6 protein-coding genes are annotated in these 16,611 nt (G+C 64.7%); all 6 read right to left on the bottom strand.

What is annotated here, in order from left to right; genetic code table 11:
- Positions 1-27 precede the first annotated feature (27 nt).
- A complete protein-coding gene (locus PO883_RS09500; RefSeq protein ID WP_289309538.1) occupies positions 28-9,243 on the bottom strand; it encodes an SdrD B-like domain-containing protein in 9,216 nt (3,071 codons plus the stop codon).
- Between the two features lie 619 nt (positions 9,244-9,862).
- Entirely contained in the window at positions 9,863-10,516 is a 654-nt protein-coding gene (locus PO883_RS09495; RefSeq protein ID WP_289309567.1) for an SCO family protein, read from the bottom strand.
- 10 nt (positions 10,517-10,526) lie between these two features.
- Entirely contained in the window at positions 10,527-11,855 is a 1,329-nt protein-coding gene (locus PO883_RS09490; RefSeq protein WP_289309537.1) for a selenium-binding protein SBP56-related protein, read from the bottom strand.
- Positions 11,856-11,958: 103 nt separating this feature from the next.
- Positions 11,959-12,417 (bottom strand): N-acetyltransferase, encoded by a 459-nt coding sequence (locus PO883_RS09485; RefSeq protein WP_289309536.1) that lies wholly within the window; start codon positions 12,415-12,417, stop codon positions 11,959-11,961.
- A 102-nt stretch (positions 12,418-12,519) separates the two neighbouring features.
- Complete coding sequence (locus PO883_RS09480; protein WP_289309535.1) at positions 12,520-13,173, bottom strand: hypothetical protein; 654 nt, start codon at positions 13,171-13,173, stop codon at positions 12,520-12,522.
- Between the two features lie 26 nt (positions 13,174-13,199).
- Positions 13,200-15,896, bottom strand: a complete 2,697-nt coding sequence (locus PO883_RS09475; protein WP_289309534.1) for a phosphocholine-specific phospholipase C — start codon at positions 15,894-15,896, stop codon at positions 13,200-13,202.
- Positions 15,897-16,611: the final 715 nt, after the last annotated feature.

Raw genomic sequence — 16,611 nt, 5'->3', positions numbered from 1 at the left:
TTCGTCTGGGCCAGGCGGGATGGTTGCTTATTGCGCACGGGCTTCTCCCGCGCCGGCAGGGATTGCTCCCTGGCGTGGCTTGACCAGTTCCTGGTTGGCGCTGTCGGTCGCCTGCCGCGGCGCGGCAGGTGCTTTGCTGTCGAACTTCAGGCCTGGCAGGCGGATCGCTTCCGTTTCCGGCGCGCGTCCCCCACCCTGGCTGCGGCGGGCTTTCACCTGCTCGATGACCGGCGCCGAGCACGAACCCTCGGCAAAGTCACCGCGCAGCAGTTCGCCATTCTTGGTGTCCAGCCAGATGCTGTTGGCATCGCCCAGGTTGCGGTTGCTGGTCGTGGTCAAGCGGCTGCCGCGTGGCAAGGTCAAACTGTCGGCCTTGAGCACGTGCGATTTCGGGGAGAGGCCGCAGAAGCTGTACTTGCCTTCCACGTCGGTGGTGAACGAGGTACCGTCTTCCAGGTACAGACGCACACCCGGCACGCCCAGCTCTTCGCTGTCCTGCACCGAATTACCGTTGCAGTCGACGAAGACCTTGCCGGCCACGCAGGCTTGCTCGGTGAACACGCCACCGCTCAGGCGCACCTTGTACTCGGCCTTGTTGGACGGGTACGCGCCCGGCAGCGGCTGGTAAGCACCCGATGTGACGCAACCGCCGGCCACGTTACAGGCGTAGGCAATCGCACGGTTGATGCCATCGCCCTGCAGGCTGCCGACGCCGGCACGCAGGCGGTAGGTCAGCACGGCTTGCTTGTTGCTTGCCAGCGGACCCAGGTTGAAGGCCAGGACCGGGCCAAGCGCCGGCACCGGATCGGCGACCGGCTTGCCATCGACTTTCACGGTGCCAGGCACCAGCGAGAAGCCGGCCGGCAGGCTGTCGCGCACCGTTGCCTGGGCTACCGCGCTGCCGCTGGTCTGGCGCACGGTCACGGTGTACAGCAGGCTTTCGCCAAATTCGAGCTGCTGCTTGTCGCCGGTTTTGGTCAGCGCCAGGCCAGCCGCTTCGATCTTGTCGATCGGCAGGTGGTTGTTCACGACCGGGGCGCCATTCGTGCCCACGGTGAAGGTGTAGTAATACTGGGTGGTGTCCGCACCGCCCGGCACCGCACCGACGCAAGCGTTCGGCTTGTGCAGGTTCACGCCGGGCGCCGGAGCGCCGTCGGACTTCTGGATCAGCGCCGCATTGGTGCTGGCCATCACGCTGGCGGCACCCTGGCAAGCCGGGATCTTGGCCGATTCAGCCGGTACATAACCGACCGGATAGCTGGTGATCGCCAGCTTGTAGACACCGGCCGGGAAATCGTTCAGTAAACCAAACTGATACACACCATCGCTGCCGGTGGTCTGGTTGAGCGCTTCCACGCCGCCCAGCAAGTGACGCGCCGGGTTGAAACCAGCCGGGCCAGTCACGCTCACGACCGCGCCACGCACCGGTTGACGGGTCGCGCTATCGTACACGACGCCAGACGGGGTCAGCGGCAAGTTCTGCTCGGTAATGTCGCTGTTGTCGGTCAAGGTAATGCCCGTGATCTTGCCTACCACCGGCGTGCCCGCATTGCCGGCCGAGGTCGGGACGATCGGCATGCCGTTGCCATCCTTGGTGAACACGATCTCGAAACCGGGACCGGTCGGCAAGCCCGTGCCTTCGTAGCCAGGGCAACGCAGGCTGTCGAACTGGTAGTAGCCCTTGGCATCGCTCTTGACGGTGCAAACCGGTTTGCCGTTCTGGGTCAGGACCACGGTCCAATCCTTCACGCCTTCATGGTTCTCGGGACGGTTGCGGGTGTGGCCGCGGTCCATCCAGACGTAACCGCTGATGATCGGGGCGCGGGTTGCCGGACCCGGACGCAGGCGTTCGCCGAACAGGTAGCCGCCCACCACGCCGCCATTGGCCGCGATGATGTCGTTCGTCACGTCGAACTGGGCGATCGTGTTTTGCGACGGCGCGGTGCCGAAGCTGCTGTTGTCGACCTTGCCGCCTGCGACACCAGCGGTTTCCTTGCCATCCATGTACTTCGAGGTTGGCAGGTCGGTCTGCGATTCAAGCAGGGTGTAGCGGCCGGGAACCAGGTTCTCGAACACATACTTGCCATCGGCGCCAGTGACGGCCACGCAGCCCATGGTGCAGGCGTCGATGCCCGTCATGCTCACGTGCACGCCTGGCAACGGGGTTTCGCCCGCGTCCATCTGGCCGTTGTGGTTGGCGTCAACATATACATAGCCTTCCAGACGCGCGCGGCGTTCGCCGAACAGGTAATCGGTGCCATCCTGGGCCACGCCCAGCTTGATGGCCGAGATGGTGTTCTTCGGCGCCGTGTTGTCGAAGGCGCTGTTATCGACCGACCCGACGACCACACCGGCGATCTTGCCCGGGGTTTCCTTGCCATCGGTGTAGCCGGCCGGGTGGGTTTCCACCAGGCTGTAGGTGTCGGCCGGCAGGCCGACGATCAGGAAGCGGCCATCCGCATCGGTGGTGGCACGGCCTGCTTCGCCCTTGCCGCCGATGGCGCTGACCGGCACGCCGGCAATGCCTGGCTCGCCGGCGTCCTGCACGCCGTTGTGGTTATCGTCGCGGTACACCACGCCCGCCAGGCTGCTGCCCGCTTCGCGGAAATCGTAGTCGCGCGCATCGGTGCCCGCCACCAGCACGATGCCGATGGTTTTGTTCGGGCCCTTGTCGAGCGTGCCGCCGACGGTGCCCAGGGCACTGCCGGTGTTGGTCGGGAAGTCGCCATAGGCTGCCGGCTGGGTTTCGACCACGGTGTAGGTGCCCGGAACCAGGTCGGTGAACAGATAGCTGCCGTCGGCGCCGGTGACGGTGGTGCGCGCCGGAATGGCCACGCCATTCGCATCGACACCGGTCAGGGTGACGGTCACGCCAGGCAATGCTTCGCCAGGCTCGCGCTTGGCGTTCTTGTTGCCATCGACATACACAGTCCCGCCGAGCTTGGCCAGGCCGGTGCTCACCGGATTGATTTCACGGAAGTCGTAGCCGGTCGCCGCGCCGCCTGCTGGCGGAATGACGATGGTGGCGACCGTGTTCAGGCCGGCGGTGCCGCCGCCCAGGGTGCCGATCTTGGTGCCGGTGGCAGCCTCGAAATCGGACAGGCCGGCTGGCTGGGTTTCAACCAGGGTGTACGTGCCAGGCGCAAGCACCGGGAACAGGTAATTACCATTGGTATCGGTCTGGACGGTACGTAGCGTGCCGTCGCTGCCTTTGAGGGTCAGGGTGACGCCGTTGAGCAATTGCTCGTTGGTATCGCGCTTGCCATCCTTGTTGGTGTCAACGTAGACGGTACCGGCCAGCGAACCGGTGTTCGGTGCGCCGCGCTCGCCGAACAGATAGTTCACGGCGGCCGTGCCCGGCGTCAGATTGATGCCGGTGATGCTGTTTTTCGGGGCATTGATGGTACCGCCAACCGAACCGGCGGCATCGATGCCGTCGGACACGCCACCCGGCTGGGTTTCGACCACGGTGTAGGTGCCAGCCATCAGGCCGGTGAACAGGAAGCTGCCATCGGCGCCGGTGACGGTGGTGCGCGGCACGGGGCCGGTCAGGCGCACGACGACGCCCGCCAGCGGCGTATCGCCGCTGTCGCGCACGCCGTTGTCGTTGGCGTCGAAATACACGGCGCCGGCGATGCTGGCACCGATTTCGCGGAAGTTATAGTTCACGCCATTGTCGCCCTGCGCCAGCGGCAGGCCGCCGATGCTGTTCGGTACCGCCACGCCGGTCGTGATGCCGCCGATGGTGCCTGGCTGGCTGCCGGTGTTCCCCGGGAAGTCGTTGTAGCCGGCCGGATGGGTTTCGGTCACGGTGTAACCGGCGCCGCTGCTCGGACGCAGCTTGTCGAAGCGGTAGGTGCCATTGGCCGCGGTGGTCGTGCTCAGGCTGACGGCCGCGCCGCGGTCATCGGTGCCGCTCAGGGTGACGGTCACGCCGGCGATCTGCTCGCCAGTGGTGACGCTGGCATCCTGGTTGCTGTCCGCATACACGGTACCGCTGATGCTGGCCGGCACCAGTTCGCCGAAGTTGAAGTCGGTGTGCGTGGTCGCAACGGCATACGCAATCGTGCCGATCACGTTGGCAACGTTATCGACGCAGCCCGCGCAGGCGGCGCCGCCGACATTACCCTTGCGGGTGATGCCGTCGAGGTAAGCGGCCGGCTGGGTTTCGGTGACGGTGTAGCCGGCGCCGTTGGCGTTACGCAGGAAGCTGAAGGTGTACGCGCCGTCCGGGCCGGTGGTGGCCACGCAGGTCGGCGTGCCGCAGGCGTTGCCGCCGCTGGCCGCCGTGCCGCTCAGGTTCAGGGTCACGCCGGCAATGCCGCTTTCGTCCGCATCCATCGTGCCATTGTTGTTCTTGTCGGCATACACAAAGCCGCTCAGCTTGCCGGTGGCTTCGCCGAACAGGTAATCGATGCCCTTCTGGCCGCCGGTGAGCACGACGCCGGTGAAGGCGCTGTTGCCGGGTGCCAAGCCAAGGTTGCCGGGCACGGTGGCGCCGGTGCCGAGGGTGTTGGTGGCGTCGATGAAGTCGACCGGCTGGGTTTCGGTGACGGTATAGCCGGCACCATTACTCGCCGGCAGGCCGGTAAACAAGTAGTTGCCGTTGGCGTCAGTCGTGCCAACGCAGTTGCTCACGATGGTGCACAGATTGGCGCCGGTCGCGGTGGTGCCCGACAGGGTCACGGTCACGCCCGGCAGCAGGGTGTCGGCGCCGTTCAGGGTATTGCTGCGGTCGGCGTCGAGGTAGACCTTGCCCGCCAGGCTGGCGGACGATTCGCCGAAGTTGTAATTGCTCCCGAACTGGCCGGTGCCGATCACGATGCCGCTGAATTTGTCATTGGTTTTGCTGCCGCGTACCACGCCATTGACAGTACCGACCGTGTCGATGCCGTCGGCGTAGCTCGACAGCGGCGCGCTGGCCTGGCTCTGCTCGGTGAGCACGTAGCCGGTGGCATCGCTGGCTGGCAAGCCGGCAAAGCCGTAGCCGCCGCTGCTGTCGGTGACGATGGTACACGGATTTGGCGAAATCGCCACGCACACGCTGGTGCCGGTCGAGGTATTGCCCGACAGGGTGACCGAGACGCCGGCAATGCCCGGTTCGCCCGCATCCTTGATGCCGTTGTTGTTCAGGTCGGCATAGACGATGCCGCCCAGGCCCTGCCCGCTTTCGCCGAAGTTGTAGTTGACGGCGGCGTCGCCCGCCACCAGCGGCACATTGCCGATGGTGCGCTTGGTGGCGCCGATGACCGGGGTGTTGGCGGCCAGCGCGGTCGCGCCGTCATTGCCGCCCTTGCTGCCGATGGTCATGCCGGTGTGGGTCACGCCCGGCAGGGTCGCCTGCACCACCTGGTAGGTACCAGGGCGCAGGTTGGCAAAGCTGTACGCACCGTTGGCGCCGGTCGGCACGGTGGCGTTCACCGGACCGAGATCATCGGTGCCGGTCAGGGTCATGGTCACGCTGGTCACGCCCGCGCTTTCGTCGGTGGCCGGTACGTTCGTCACGTCGCGCACGGCGTCGGTGTCGAGGTCGACGAAAACGAAGCCCGACAGGGTCGCCGGCTTGAGTTCGCCGAACAGGTAGCCGGTGGCGTTGGTGGAAGCCGGCAGGACGATGTTGCTGATCTCGTCGCCGCTGGCGTCGCTGGCGCTGCCGGCCACGCTGCCGGCCGCTTCCTTGCCATCGAGGTAGGTGGCGGGCTGCACTTCGCTCACTTTATAGGTGCCTGGCGAGCGGTTGTCGAACAGATAGGCGCCGCCAGCCGTGGTGGTGGTGGTGACATTGGTGACGGTATTGCCGTAGATATCGACACCATCCAGACGCAGGGTGACGCCGCTAATGCCGTTTTCGCCCGCGCCCTTGGCCGCGTCGTTGTTGCCGTCTTCATACACGAAGCCGGCGATCGAGGACCGCTGCACTGCAACGGTGGCACAGCCACGGTTATCGACCGCGCTGCGCTCGACATCGTTGGTGCTGGCGTTGCCGCAGTTTTCCAGCGCCGCATTGACGGCGGTGGCGATCACGGGAATGCGCACGGTGGCCGCCTTGCCGCTTTCCAGCAGGCCGACGTTACAGCTGATCGTGGCGCCCGCGCTGCAGGTGCCGCTGGTCGGGGCACCGTTGTTGGTGCTCCAGGTCAGGCCGGCGGTGTATGGCGCCGCGTTGTAGGGCGCGGCCGCGCCGCCGGTGTACAGCGTCAGGCCGGCTGGCAGGCTGTCGCTGACGACGGTGCCGCTGCTGTTGCCGGGACCGGCGTTGTTCAGGGTCAGGACCCAGAAGAACGGTTCGCGCAGTTGCACCGCAGTGGCCAGCGCGTTGGCGCTGCCGTTATAGGCGAACGCGGCTTTCGTCAGTTTCAGGTCGACGCGCATCTTGATGGTGGTGCTCTGGTCGGCCGAGTTGTTCGGCATCAGTTGTTCCGGCTCGCGCGACGACACGCTGACGGTCGACTGGTAGGTGTCGCCCGAGCCGGTCGGCTGGGAGTCCACGTGGAAGTCGAGGTACAGGTCGGTGTTGGCGTTGTTGCCCATCAAAATGTCGCTGGTCGGGAAATTGCAGGTGATGCTCATCTGCGCCGGACCGGTGACCACATTGCCGACCTGGGTGCAGTAATTGGCATACGCCTGGCCGTCCGGCAGCAATTTGCCGCCCAGGAAAGTCATGCTCTTGCCGGCAGGCGGCTTCATCAGATAGGTCAGGACCAGGTGGGTCGCCACCGACGGACCACGGTTGGTGATGGTATTGCGGTAGGTGACCACATTGTCCGGGAACACCGGGCCGGCGGCAGCCGGCACGAAGCCCATCGGATCGACGTTGTCGGTGTTGTTGACCAGCAGGTCGAGCGTGGCCGCGGTGACCGCCAGCGCATTGGTGCCGCTGTTGTTGGCGTAGTCGCTTTCGTTGCTGCTGGTGGCCACCGTGGCGGTACTGCCGATATTGCGCGGATTCGGCGCGTTATCCATATAGTCGGGACGCACCGTGATGGTCACGGTGCGGGTCGCGCCCGACGCCATGTTGCCCATGGTGCAGTTCAGGGTCTTGGCCGCGGCGTCATAGGCGCAGCTGCCGCCATTGCTGGCGACGGCCGAGATGAAGGTCATCGAGCCTTCCGGAATATTGAATACATCGACCACGGTCACGCCATTCGCCGTGGACGGACCGTTGTTATTGATCGTCAACACGTAGGTGGCGTTGGTACCGGCAGGCACCGAACCTGGGGTGACGGTATTGGTGATGGTCAGGTCGGCGACCGGATCGACGATCACGTCGGCAGTCGCGACGTTGTTGGCCGGCACCGGATCGCCTTGCACGTTCGAGCGCACGCTGGCCGAGTTCACCCATTTATTGCCGGGCTGGCCAGTGCTGTCGAGCAGCGGACGGGTCACCGTCACGCTGATTTCCACCGTGCTGCCGAGCGCCATCGTGCCGCTGCTGAGGAAACAGGTGACCATCGCGCCGGTGGTGCAGGTAAAGCCCGCCGGGCTGGTGCCGCCGGTTTTCGAGGCATTCACCACGGTCTTGCCGGCGATATGGCCAGGAATCAAGTCCGACAGGATCACATTGGTCGATTCGGCCGGACCGGCATTGGTGATGGTCAACAGGTAGGTGATGGTCGGCGCATTCCAGTCCAGGGTGCCGGGAGCGGCGCTCTTGGTCAGTTGCAAGTCGGCCGAGTTGGGGGTCAGGGTCGATACCGAGGTGGCGCTGGCGCAGTTATTCGCAGGCACCGGATCGGCTTGCACGCCGCCGCTATCGGTGAACACGGCGCAGGCGGTATTGGTCAGGGTGCCGGACAGGGTGGCGGTGGTGGTCAGGCCCAGGTTCGAGGTCGAGGCATTGAGCGCCAATGCCACGTTATAGGTACAGGTAATATCCTGGCCGACTTGCGGGGCGCAGCTCCAGTTGGCGCCGCTGGCGCTGACAAAGGTTTCACCGGGCGGCAAGGTGTCGACGATCTTGACTTCGCCGATGGCGGCCGCGCGCGGGCCGTGATTGGTCACGCGCATGGTGCTGACCATATTGGCGCCCTGCGCCACCGGATTCGGGGTCTTGGCCTTGGTGATCGACAGATCGACGCCGTCCGGCACGATGCTGATGTTGACCGAGCCGCTGTTGTTGGCCGGGTCGCCATCGGGCGTATCGCTGCCGATGGTGGCGGTGTTGGTGACCGGGGTTTGCACGCCGACGACCGGGGCGGTGGTGCTGATGACGATGTCCTGCAGCGTGCCGGCCGCGAAACTGGCGCGGGTGCAGCTGACATTCTGGCCGTTGACGGTGCAAGTCCAGCCGGTGCCGCTCGCGCTGATGATGGCGAAGCCGGCAGGCACGCTGTCGCTGACCACCGCATTGGTGGCTGGCATCGGGCCCAGGTTGCGTGGCGCCAGGGTGAAGCTGACCGGCTGGCCGCTGCCGACCAGGGCCTGGGACACGGTCTTGGTCACGGCCAGGTCGGTACCGACGGTAATGGTGGTATTCGCCGACGAGGCATCGTTGGCGTTGTTGAAGTCGGTCGCGCTGCCACTGATCGTCACCACGCCGGTGCTGGTGATGGTGCCGGTGGTGGTGCCGGTGGCCTTGGTGTTGATGATAATGTCCGGCAAGGCGCCCTTGGCTGCGCTCGGACGGTCGCACGTCACCACCTGCCCCGCCGCGCCGCACGACCAGCCGGAACCGGCCGCCGAGAGGTAGCTCAGGTTCGGGCTCAGGGTGAAGGTGGCACGGGTGGCGCCGGCCGCATCGGGACCGTTGTTGGTCAGGTTCGCCGTGTACACCAGCGTACCGCTGGCCATCAGGCTGGCGGGCGAGCCGTTCAGCACCAGCGACAGGTCGGCGCCGTTGTCGATCGTGGTCAGCTGCGACAGCGAATTGTTGCCGGCGTTGCTGTCGGCATCGGTGGTGCTGACCGCCGCCAGCAGGTTGACCGTCTGGCCGGCCGTGGCCAGGGCGCGCACGGTCAGGTCGATGTCGAGCAGGTCGGCGGTACCGGCGCCGGCGCCATCGCCCGCCACCGTGGCGTAGCTGCAAGTGACCTTGTTGGTGCCCGCATCGTGCACGCAGGCCGGATCGGACACCGACACGAAGCTGGTCTGCGGATCGAGCGTGAACACCACCTTGACGTTATTGGCGACGTCGCTGGTGTTGTTGGTGACGGAAGCGGAATACAGGATGGTGCCGCCGCGCACGGCCGGGTCGGGCGTGTCGGTCAGTTGCGATACCAGCAGGTCGACCGCGGCTGCCTGCAAAGGCAGCCCCAGCAAGGCAATCGCTGATACCCGGAGCAGGCATGCGAACACACGCGAGGATCGGGACTTCACCACTTGTAAGGCGCTTTTGAACATTATTGGCTTCATCAATTAAGAATGCGGACGACAACAAATCGCCCGCCATGCACACGGCATCGCTTTGCGATTGGGAATTAAAACGGGAACGACGCGGAGGAAAGGCACACTGCGGACATGGATGCATCGACAACACTTTTCTTGCGCGTCGACATTATATTCAGATAAGCAACGACTTACAAAGTTCTTAATGGAAATGATACAAATATGCAACACTAACAACTGTGTGCGCATAGTATTAACATTCTAGATGTTTCCACAAGGGAATTTTTTAATGAAAATGGGCGCGTCATAGGAGCGTCAGGACGGCGTCCCGGCTGGCGCCGGGCGCGCGTCTTGACCCAGGTTTTCCCTATGACGGACGGTCCGTGCGGAGCGCCCTTACAGCGGAGATAACACAAGCTGCCGAGTTGGAATTTCTTAAGAGTAATATTAAGCCATGACGAAAAACATGCGTTTCGCCATAATTTATACTTTTTTGGAAATTGACATAAATATCTTATTGCTATAAACGCAGTATTGCTCAGCGCTTGGAGGCGTTTTCCAGCAGCAAGGTGCGGATGTCGTTCAGCACCACATCGGGCTGAAGAAACGAGGTGGAATAGATTTCGCGCACGCTGCCGGAAGCGTCGATCAGATAGACCTTGAGCAGGTGGCTCAGGGTCGGCAGGCGCTGCCCCGGCGCCCGTTCGGCGGCCACCGACACATCCTGGCCGAAGCCGTCCAGCAGCGGCGCCAGTGCGGCGCTGGCGGGGCTGGTGAGGAAGCGCCACTCCACGCTGGCGCGGTCGCGCGCATCCGCGCCGCCGTAGCTGCGCATGGCGGGCGGCGTATCGTAGGTGGGATCGAAACTCATGCTGACAAAGCGCACCCGGTCGCGCGTGCGCGCATCCTTGCCCAGGGTTTTCTTGAGCGTATGCAAGGTCGCGTAGGCCAGCGGACAGCCGCGCGCGTCGGTGCAGTAGGTATAGATGAAGGAAAACAGCGTGACTTTGCCGGTGGTGTATTCCGCCAGCCGGTGACGGCTGCCGTCGCTGTCGAGGACGACGCCGTCAGGCGCCTTGAGGATGCGTTCGAGCTTGTAGGCGCCCGGCGCCGGCAGCACGAACTGGCGCGCCGGCGCCGCCAGCGCGTACGGCGCCAGCGCGCTCAGTGCCGCCAGCGCCCACCCGTGCACACGCCGCAAGTCAGCGGCCCGCCATGCGCGCTGCGCCCTGCCCCGCATCGGCGCTGAGCTTGGCGCCCGCGGCGCCGAACTTCATGTGGTGCGCGCGGCCCAGCTTCAGCTTGGCAAAGTCGACCTTGAAGGTTTCCTTGAGCTCCTTGCCATCCCAGGCGAACAGCTTGACGAACTGCTCGTCGTCGGCGCCCTTCTTGTCCCAGTTGGCCAGCAGCGAACTGCTCACGTACAGGCGCTTGCCGTCCCAGCTTTGCGAGACCATGTTCACCTGCGAACCGGTGCGCTTGGAATAGGTTTCCTTGGGCGCTTCCGGATTACTGATGTCAAAGTAGCGCGTGGTGCCATCCATGAAGGTATTCACCCACAAGCCCTTGCCGTCGGCCGTGATCGACAAGTCGACCGGCAGCGGCACCTTGGCCGGGTCGCCGATGGTGGCCACGTCCTTGGCTTGCCAGGCGCCGCTGGCATCCTTCTTGACCAGCCAGATTTTCGAGGTCAGCGCGGTGGCCGTGATGGCCCACTCGTCGCCCTCGTTCAGGGACCAGCGGATTTCCAGCGGCGCGCCGGGCACGTTGAGCACTTTTTCCGGCTGCATCGATTTCAGGTTCCACATCACCATGGTGTTGCCGAACTGCTTCATGGCGGCCGGGTCCTTGATCAGCTTGCCCAGATCGGTCATGTAGTTCACCGCGCCGGTAAAGCTCGATGTCAGCATCGCGTTCTTGCTTGGGCTGATGGCGATATCGTAGCCGTAGCCGTCGCCGCCGTCGGTAGTTGGCATCGCGTGCCTGGCGATGAAGTCACCCTTGGTGTTGTAGACCGCCATGCCGGTCACGCCGCCGCGGTCCTTGTCGTTCGACAGCGCGCCGATCAGCATGCGTCCCGGCAGCGCATAAAAGGTGTGCGGACCGACCAGGCCGGAGCGCTTGGCGAAGTCGTCGATCGTCTTGACCAGCTTCGGCTTGGCCGGGTTGGTGTGGACGTCGAACACATAGATCTTGCTGTCGTCCAGGCCGCCCGCCCACAGGAAGCGGCGGTCATCGGTAAAGCCCATGTGATGGGCTTCGCCGCGCTTGCCGACCGAGACGTGGCCGATCACCTGGCCGAATTTTTTCGAGGCCGGATTGACATCCATGGTGACCAGTTTGTCGAAGCCGTCGCCCACGCCCTTCACGCCCAGGGTCCACACGTACAGGAAATCTTCCTGCCCCTTGATCAGGCCCGACATGTACGGGGAATTACAGGTTTCATCCGCCCGCGAGGCGCACGGAACGGCGGTGACGCCCAGGGCGACAGCTGCAAGCAAACTCAAGCGCATCAATTTACTGGAACCCATTGCTGATCTCCTGATCAAGCTTATGAAGACGCTAATGTACGCCTGTTTGACCCTGCTCCGCAATGGGTGAAAAAGATATCGCCTGGGCTTGCGCCAGATCAAGCTACGCAGCCAGGGTTTTGCTGTAGGCGAAGAAAATATCGTCGCGTTTCCAGCCCAGGGCCTGGTACAGGTTTTGCGCCGCCAGGTTGGTCTTGGCGGTGGTCAGGTCGAGCCGCACGGCGCCGTTGCGCATGGCATGCGCCTCGGCTGCCAGCAACAGCGCGCGGCCGGCGCCGAGCTTGCGCGCCTCGGGCCGCACGTACAGGTCGTACAGCGCGCAGATGGGGGCGGCGGTGAGCGAGCAATAGGTCGGATAGAGCTGGCAGAAACCGGCGGCCACGCCCTCTTCGTCTTCGGCCAGGATCAGCACCGATTCGCAGCCGAGCATGCGGTCGAGGATGAACTGGCGCGACAGGACCAGGTCCGGCGCGAGTTCGTAGAACTGGCGGTAGTCGTCGAACATGACGGCGAGCTGGTCGACGGCATCCATCGTGGCCAGGCGGGTGGTGATTTTTTTCATGTGCATTTTCTCGCTGGCGGTTGTTGCTGACACGGAGCGCGCGGTTCCAGCGTCATCATAAGCACCAACGCGCGCGCCGTGTTTTTGTTGACGCCCCGGCCGTCAGCGCGCGGCGCGGCGCCGGCCAATTCCCGCCAGCGCCAGCATGCCCCCACCGAGCAGGAACAAGACCATGCCGCCCGGCTCCGGCAGCGCCGTGCCGGTCCTGCCCAAGGCGACGTTGGTGATGCCGGCCAGGTAACCCTCGCCCATGCTGCGCAATTCAAAGCCGGTGAAATACTCGCCGCCGGTGGCCTGGAAACCGAGGAAATCCAGGCTGCGCGCGCCATCCTGCAAGGCGATGCCATCGAAGCGGTAACTGCCCAGGTTGGTCGCCACGATCAGGTCGACCATGCCCTGCGTGACCGCCGCATCGAAACCGAACAAGGTGTAGGGGATGTCGCTGGCGATGCTGGCGCTGATGGGCGACCAGTACTCGTTCGACATCACCGCCCGCCGCTGGCCGATGGACAGGCCGCTGCCAGCGCCCACCACCAGGTTTTCGGCGGAGGTGTACTGGACGCCGCCGCGCGCGAAGGCGCTGCCGGGAAAGTGAAAGCCCGCGCCAAAATCGTCGAAGTCGCTGCGCTGCAAGATCTGGCCCGCCTGTTCCAGACTGCTGCGCTGGCCGACCCGCAGCACGCCCGCGCTGGCGCCTGCCGTCCACAGCGCCAGCAAGGTGATGCCGATCATGAACCGATTAATGTGTTTGAACATACTGGTTTTCCGGTGAAGTGAAGAGATCATGCGACGCTCACGGCCAGCGGCCCGCCCAGCACGCCGTATCCATCGTTGTGCAGCAGCCAGGCGCTGTAGGTGCCCGGCGTCAGGCTGCTACTGTCGAACGTGACGCTGGCCCCGGCTTGCGCCGCGTACTGCCAGATGGCCGAGCTGCCCGCCCCCGGCGAGGTGCCGGCGCGGTAGACGCCGATCCAGTTTTTGGCGCTGACGCGGCTGGCTGGAATCGCGAAGGTGAACACCAGCGGCGCGCCGCGCGTAAGCGCTGGCGTGCTGGTGGCAAACTGCGTCACGCTCACCGTCACCGCCTCGCCCAGGGCCGTGTAGCCGCCCTGGTGGAAATACCAGACGGCGTAATCGCCCACCGCCAGCCCCGCCGTGGTGAACGTATGGGTGCCGTTCGCCGCCGGCACGTAGGCCCATTGCAGCGCGGCCTGCCCGGCGCTGCCCGGCACGACGTTGGCGGCAAACAGGCCGACCCAGTTTTTCGGATCGCGCTTGCCCGCCGGCGCCGCATAGGTCACGCCCAGGCTCGCGCCGCGCTGGAGGACCGATGCGCTGGCCGTCAGCACCACGCGGCGCCGGTTGGCGCCGATGGCCGGATCGGTGCGGCCCGGCGCCCCGCTCTCCACATGGCCCGCCACGCGGCGCAGGAAGCGCGGATCGGCGTCGCAGCCGATGCTGTAGTCGTACCAGCCGAAGCTGCCCGCCAGCTGGCACTGCACCAGTTGCTGGCGGCCGGCCGCCACCGTCCAGGTGGTCGCGGCAGCGCCGTAAGCGTTGTCCACCACGGTGAAGGTGCAGGCCGCCGTGCCGCCCGCGTTCGACAGCAATAACTCCACGTTGGCGCCGGCCAGCTCGTAGTTGACCCGCACTTCCGGCCGCGCGGCGCTCGCCGCCAGGTTGCCGGCCAGCTCGCGCAGAAAGCCATTCGGACCGGTCACGCTCAGGTGATATCGGGCGCCGCTCCAGTTCCACACTTCCCTGTCGATGCGCTTGCCCGCTTCGACCGTGTAGTACCACGGCCCGTCGCTGCGCACGCTGGAATACACGATGAAGGCCGCGCCAGCCTTGCCGCTGTTGTGCAGCGACAGTTCGAGCTGCTTGCCGGGCGTGACCGCCGCGTGCGCGCTCAGCACATACGGCAGCGCACAGGCATGGCGCGTGCGGGTGACGGTCTTGCACGGTTCCTGCAGCGGCAAACTCTGCTGCGCTGGTGGTGCCGGATAGGGCTTGCCGGACACCAGCTCGTAGCGGGTCGACGCCGGCACGCTGGCCGGCCATGCGCTGTTGGGCGATTTGAAATCGAAGGCCGAGGTCAGGTCGCCGCACACCACGCGCCGCCACGGCGAGATATTTTCCAGCGTGACGCTGGCCCGGTTCTTTTTCAGGCCGAGCGTGAGCCATTCTTCCAGGAAGCGCAGCTTGGAGGTGTGATCGAACACTTGCGAGCACACGCGCCCGCCCTTGCTCCACGGCGAAATGACCAGCATCGGCACGCGCGGGCCCAGCCCGACCGGCACCCCGGCCAGGTTTTCATCGGAGCCGATCTCGGCCAGCGTGGTGCGGCCCATGGACGGGTCAAGCGGCGGGATGTTCGGCGGCACATGGTCGAAGAAGCCATCGTTCTCATCGTAGGTCAGCAGGAATACCGTCTTCGACCACACCGCCGGATTGGCCACCAGCGCCGCCAGCAGGCGCGCCGTCAGGTTTTCGCCGGCATTGGGCGAGTTGGGCGAGTGCTCGGTGTAGTCGTTGGGCGCGACGATCCACGACACCTTGGGCAGGCGGTTGTCGCGCACGTCGCTGGCGAAGTCGGCGACCAGCCAATCGCCTTTGGTGCCGCGCGCATTGGCCTCGGTCGAGCCGGGCGCCAGCGCCCTTCCCTTGCGCGCCAGCGGGCTGTCGGGCGCAAGGCGGCTGCCGTCCGGATTGACGCGGAATTGCCGGAAATACGCCAGGTAATTGTCGCCGTAGTTATCCCATTCCTGGTAGACCTTCCAGCTGACGTCGTTCGCTTCCAGCACCTCGGCATAGGTGCGCCAGGTGGGCGCGCTGGCGGTGACGGCGGGCGACAGGTTGTCGCGGGCGGGATCGTTGTTGTAATAGCCGGCGCCGCTTACGTTGTACAGGCTGCCCAGCGCCCCCATGCGCCCGCGGCTGGTGCCCGACAGCGAGTAAAAGCGGTTGGGATCGGTGGGGCCGAAAATCGAACAGTGGTAGGCGTCGCAAATGCTGAAGGCATCCGCCAGCGCGTAGTAGAACGGCAAGTCGCCGCGGTCGAAGTAACCCATGCTCTGCGGCGATTTTTTCTTGACCCAGGCATCCCAGCCCTGCCAGCTCGCCTGCGAGCCCTTCCATGAATGATCGGTGCCGAGCGAGAGCGCGCTGGTGTTTTTGGCGTCGAAGTGGAACGGCAGCACGTGGCCGCCGGCGGCGTCGGGCTGGTACCAGACCGGCTTGCCGCTGGGGAGCGTGATCGCGCGTGGGTCGTCGAAGCCGCGTACCCCGGGAAAGCTGCCGAAATAGTGGTCGAAGGAGCGGTTTTCCTGCATGAAGATGACCACGTGCTCGACGTCGGCGATGGTGCCGGTCACGTTATTGGCCGGCACGGCGAGCGCTTCGCGGATCAGGCCGGGAAACAAGGAACTGGCGGCGCCGGCCGAAGCCAGGCTGAGAAAGGTACGGCGGCTGGTGGACATCGATGCTCCGTGGATGCGCTGGAAAGTTGTCGATCATAGTTGCCAAATATGACAGCAGCGTGTCAGCGCTCCGGCCGGATCCCGGCCGCGCGCGGCGTACGCACCAGCTAGGCGGCCCCGGATCTTTGGGTGCGCGATCGACGACTGCTCGCTCCTGGCGCCGCGCGCACGGCGACGATGCTGTCCAACGCCGGCAGTTGGTCGACCTTGCGCCGGCACCGGTGACTGCACGGCCTGCGCCCCACTGGCCGGCTGTGCCCGCAGCGCTTTGGCGGTGCAAGATCCTTGCACAGTTGACCGGCTGGCCGCGCCGACGGAACAGTTGGCCAAACTGGCGGGGGGATTCGTCAAAACGACCTGTAGCGCGCTTCCCGTCAACGCACTTGGGCATGAACAATCGCGCGAGATCGGCGCCGCTTCGGAGCGCCGCCTGCAGCACTTAAATAGATAGGCAATATTATTTCAGAAAGCATTCCCGGTTAAAGATTCGCCGTAATAATTGTTTCCAAAAAATTCTGCGAATATTTTAGGCAAGCTCAAGTTCAAGAACATTAAAAAAGCCCGATTCAATCGATTTTTTAGTGGACAATCGCGAATTCAAATCCTAATATTTTCCTTGTCGCCCCAGAACGAACCGAGAGGGCATTTCAAGATAAGAGGAAATACTTTTAATAAATTTACTACTGGTAATATAATCGGTGCGTACGGGGTAACG

The organism is Massilia sp. DJPM01 (assembly GCF_030348125.1).
In the GTDB taxonomy this organism is placed as follows: domain Bacteria; phylum Pseudomonadota; class Gammaproteobacteria; order Burkholderiales; family Burkholderiaceae_D; genus Telluria_A; species Telluria_A frigida.
The sequence above is the reverse complement of the archived record's forward strand: the minus strand, read 5'-3'. Positions and strand labels throughout refer to the sequence as shown.

Excerpts from the sequence above, each read along its gene's own strand:
- PO883_RS09485 (WP_289309536.1), bottom strand. The coding sequence starts at position 12,417 with ATGAAAAAAATCACCACCCGCCTGGCCACGATGGATGCCGTCGACCAG.
- PO883_RS09475 (WP_289309534.1), bottom strand. The coding sequence starts at position 15,896 with ATGTCCACCAGCCGCCGTACCTTTCTCAGCCTGGCTTCGGCCGGCGCC.
- PO883_RS09490 (WP_289309537.1), bottom strand. The coding sequence starts at position 11,855 with ATGGGTTCCAGTAAATTGATGCGCTTGAGTTTGCTTGCAGCTGTCGCC.
- PO883_RS09480 (WP_289309535.1), bottom strand. The coding sequence starts at position 13,173 with ATGTTCAAACACATTAATCGGTTCATGATCGGCATCACCTTGCTGGCG.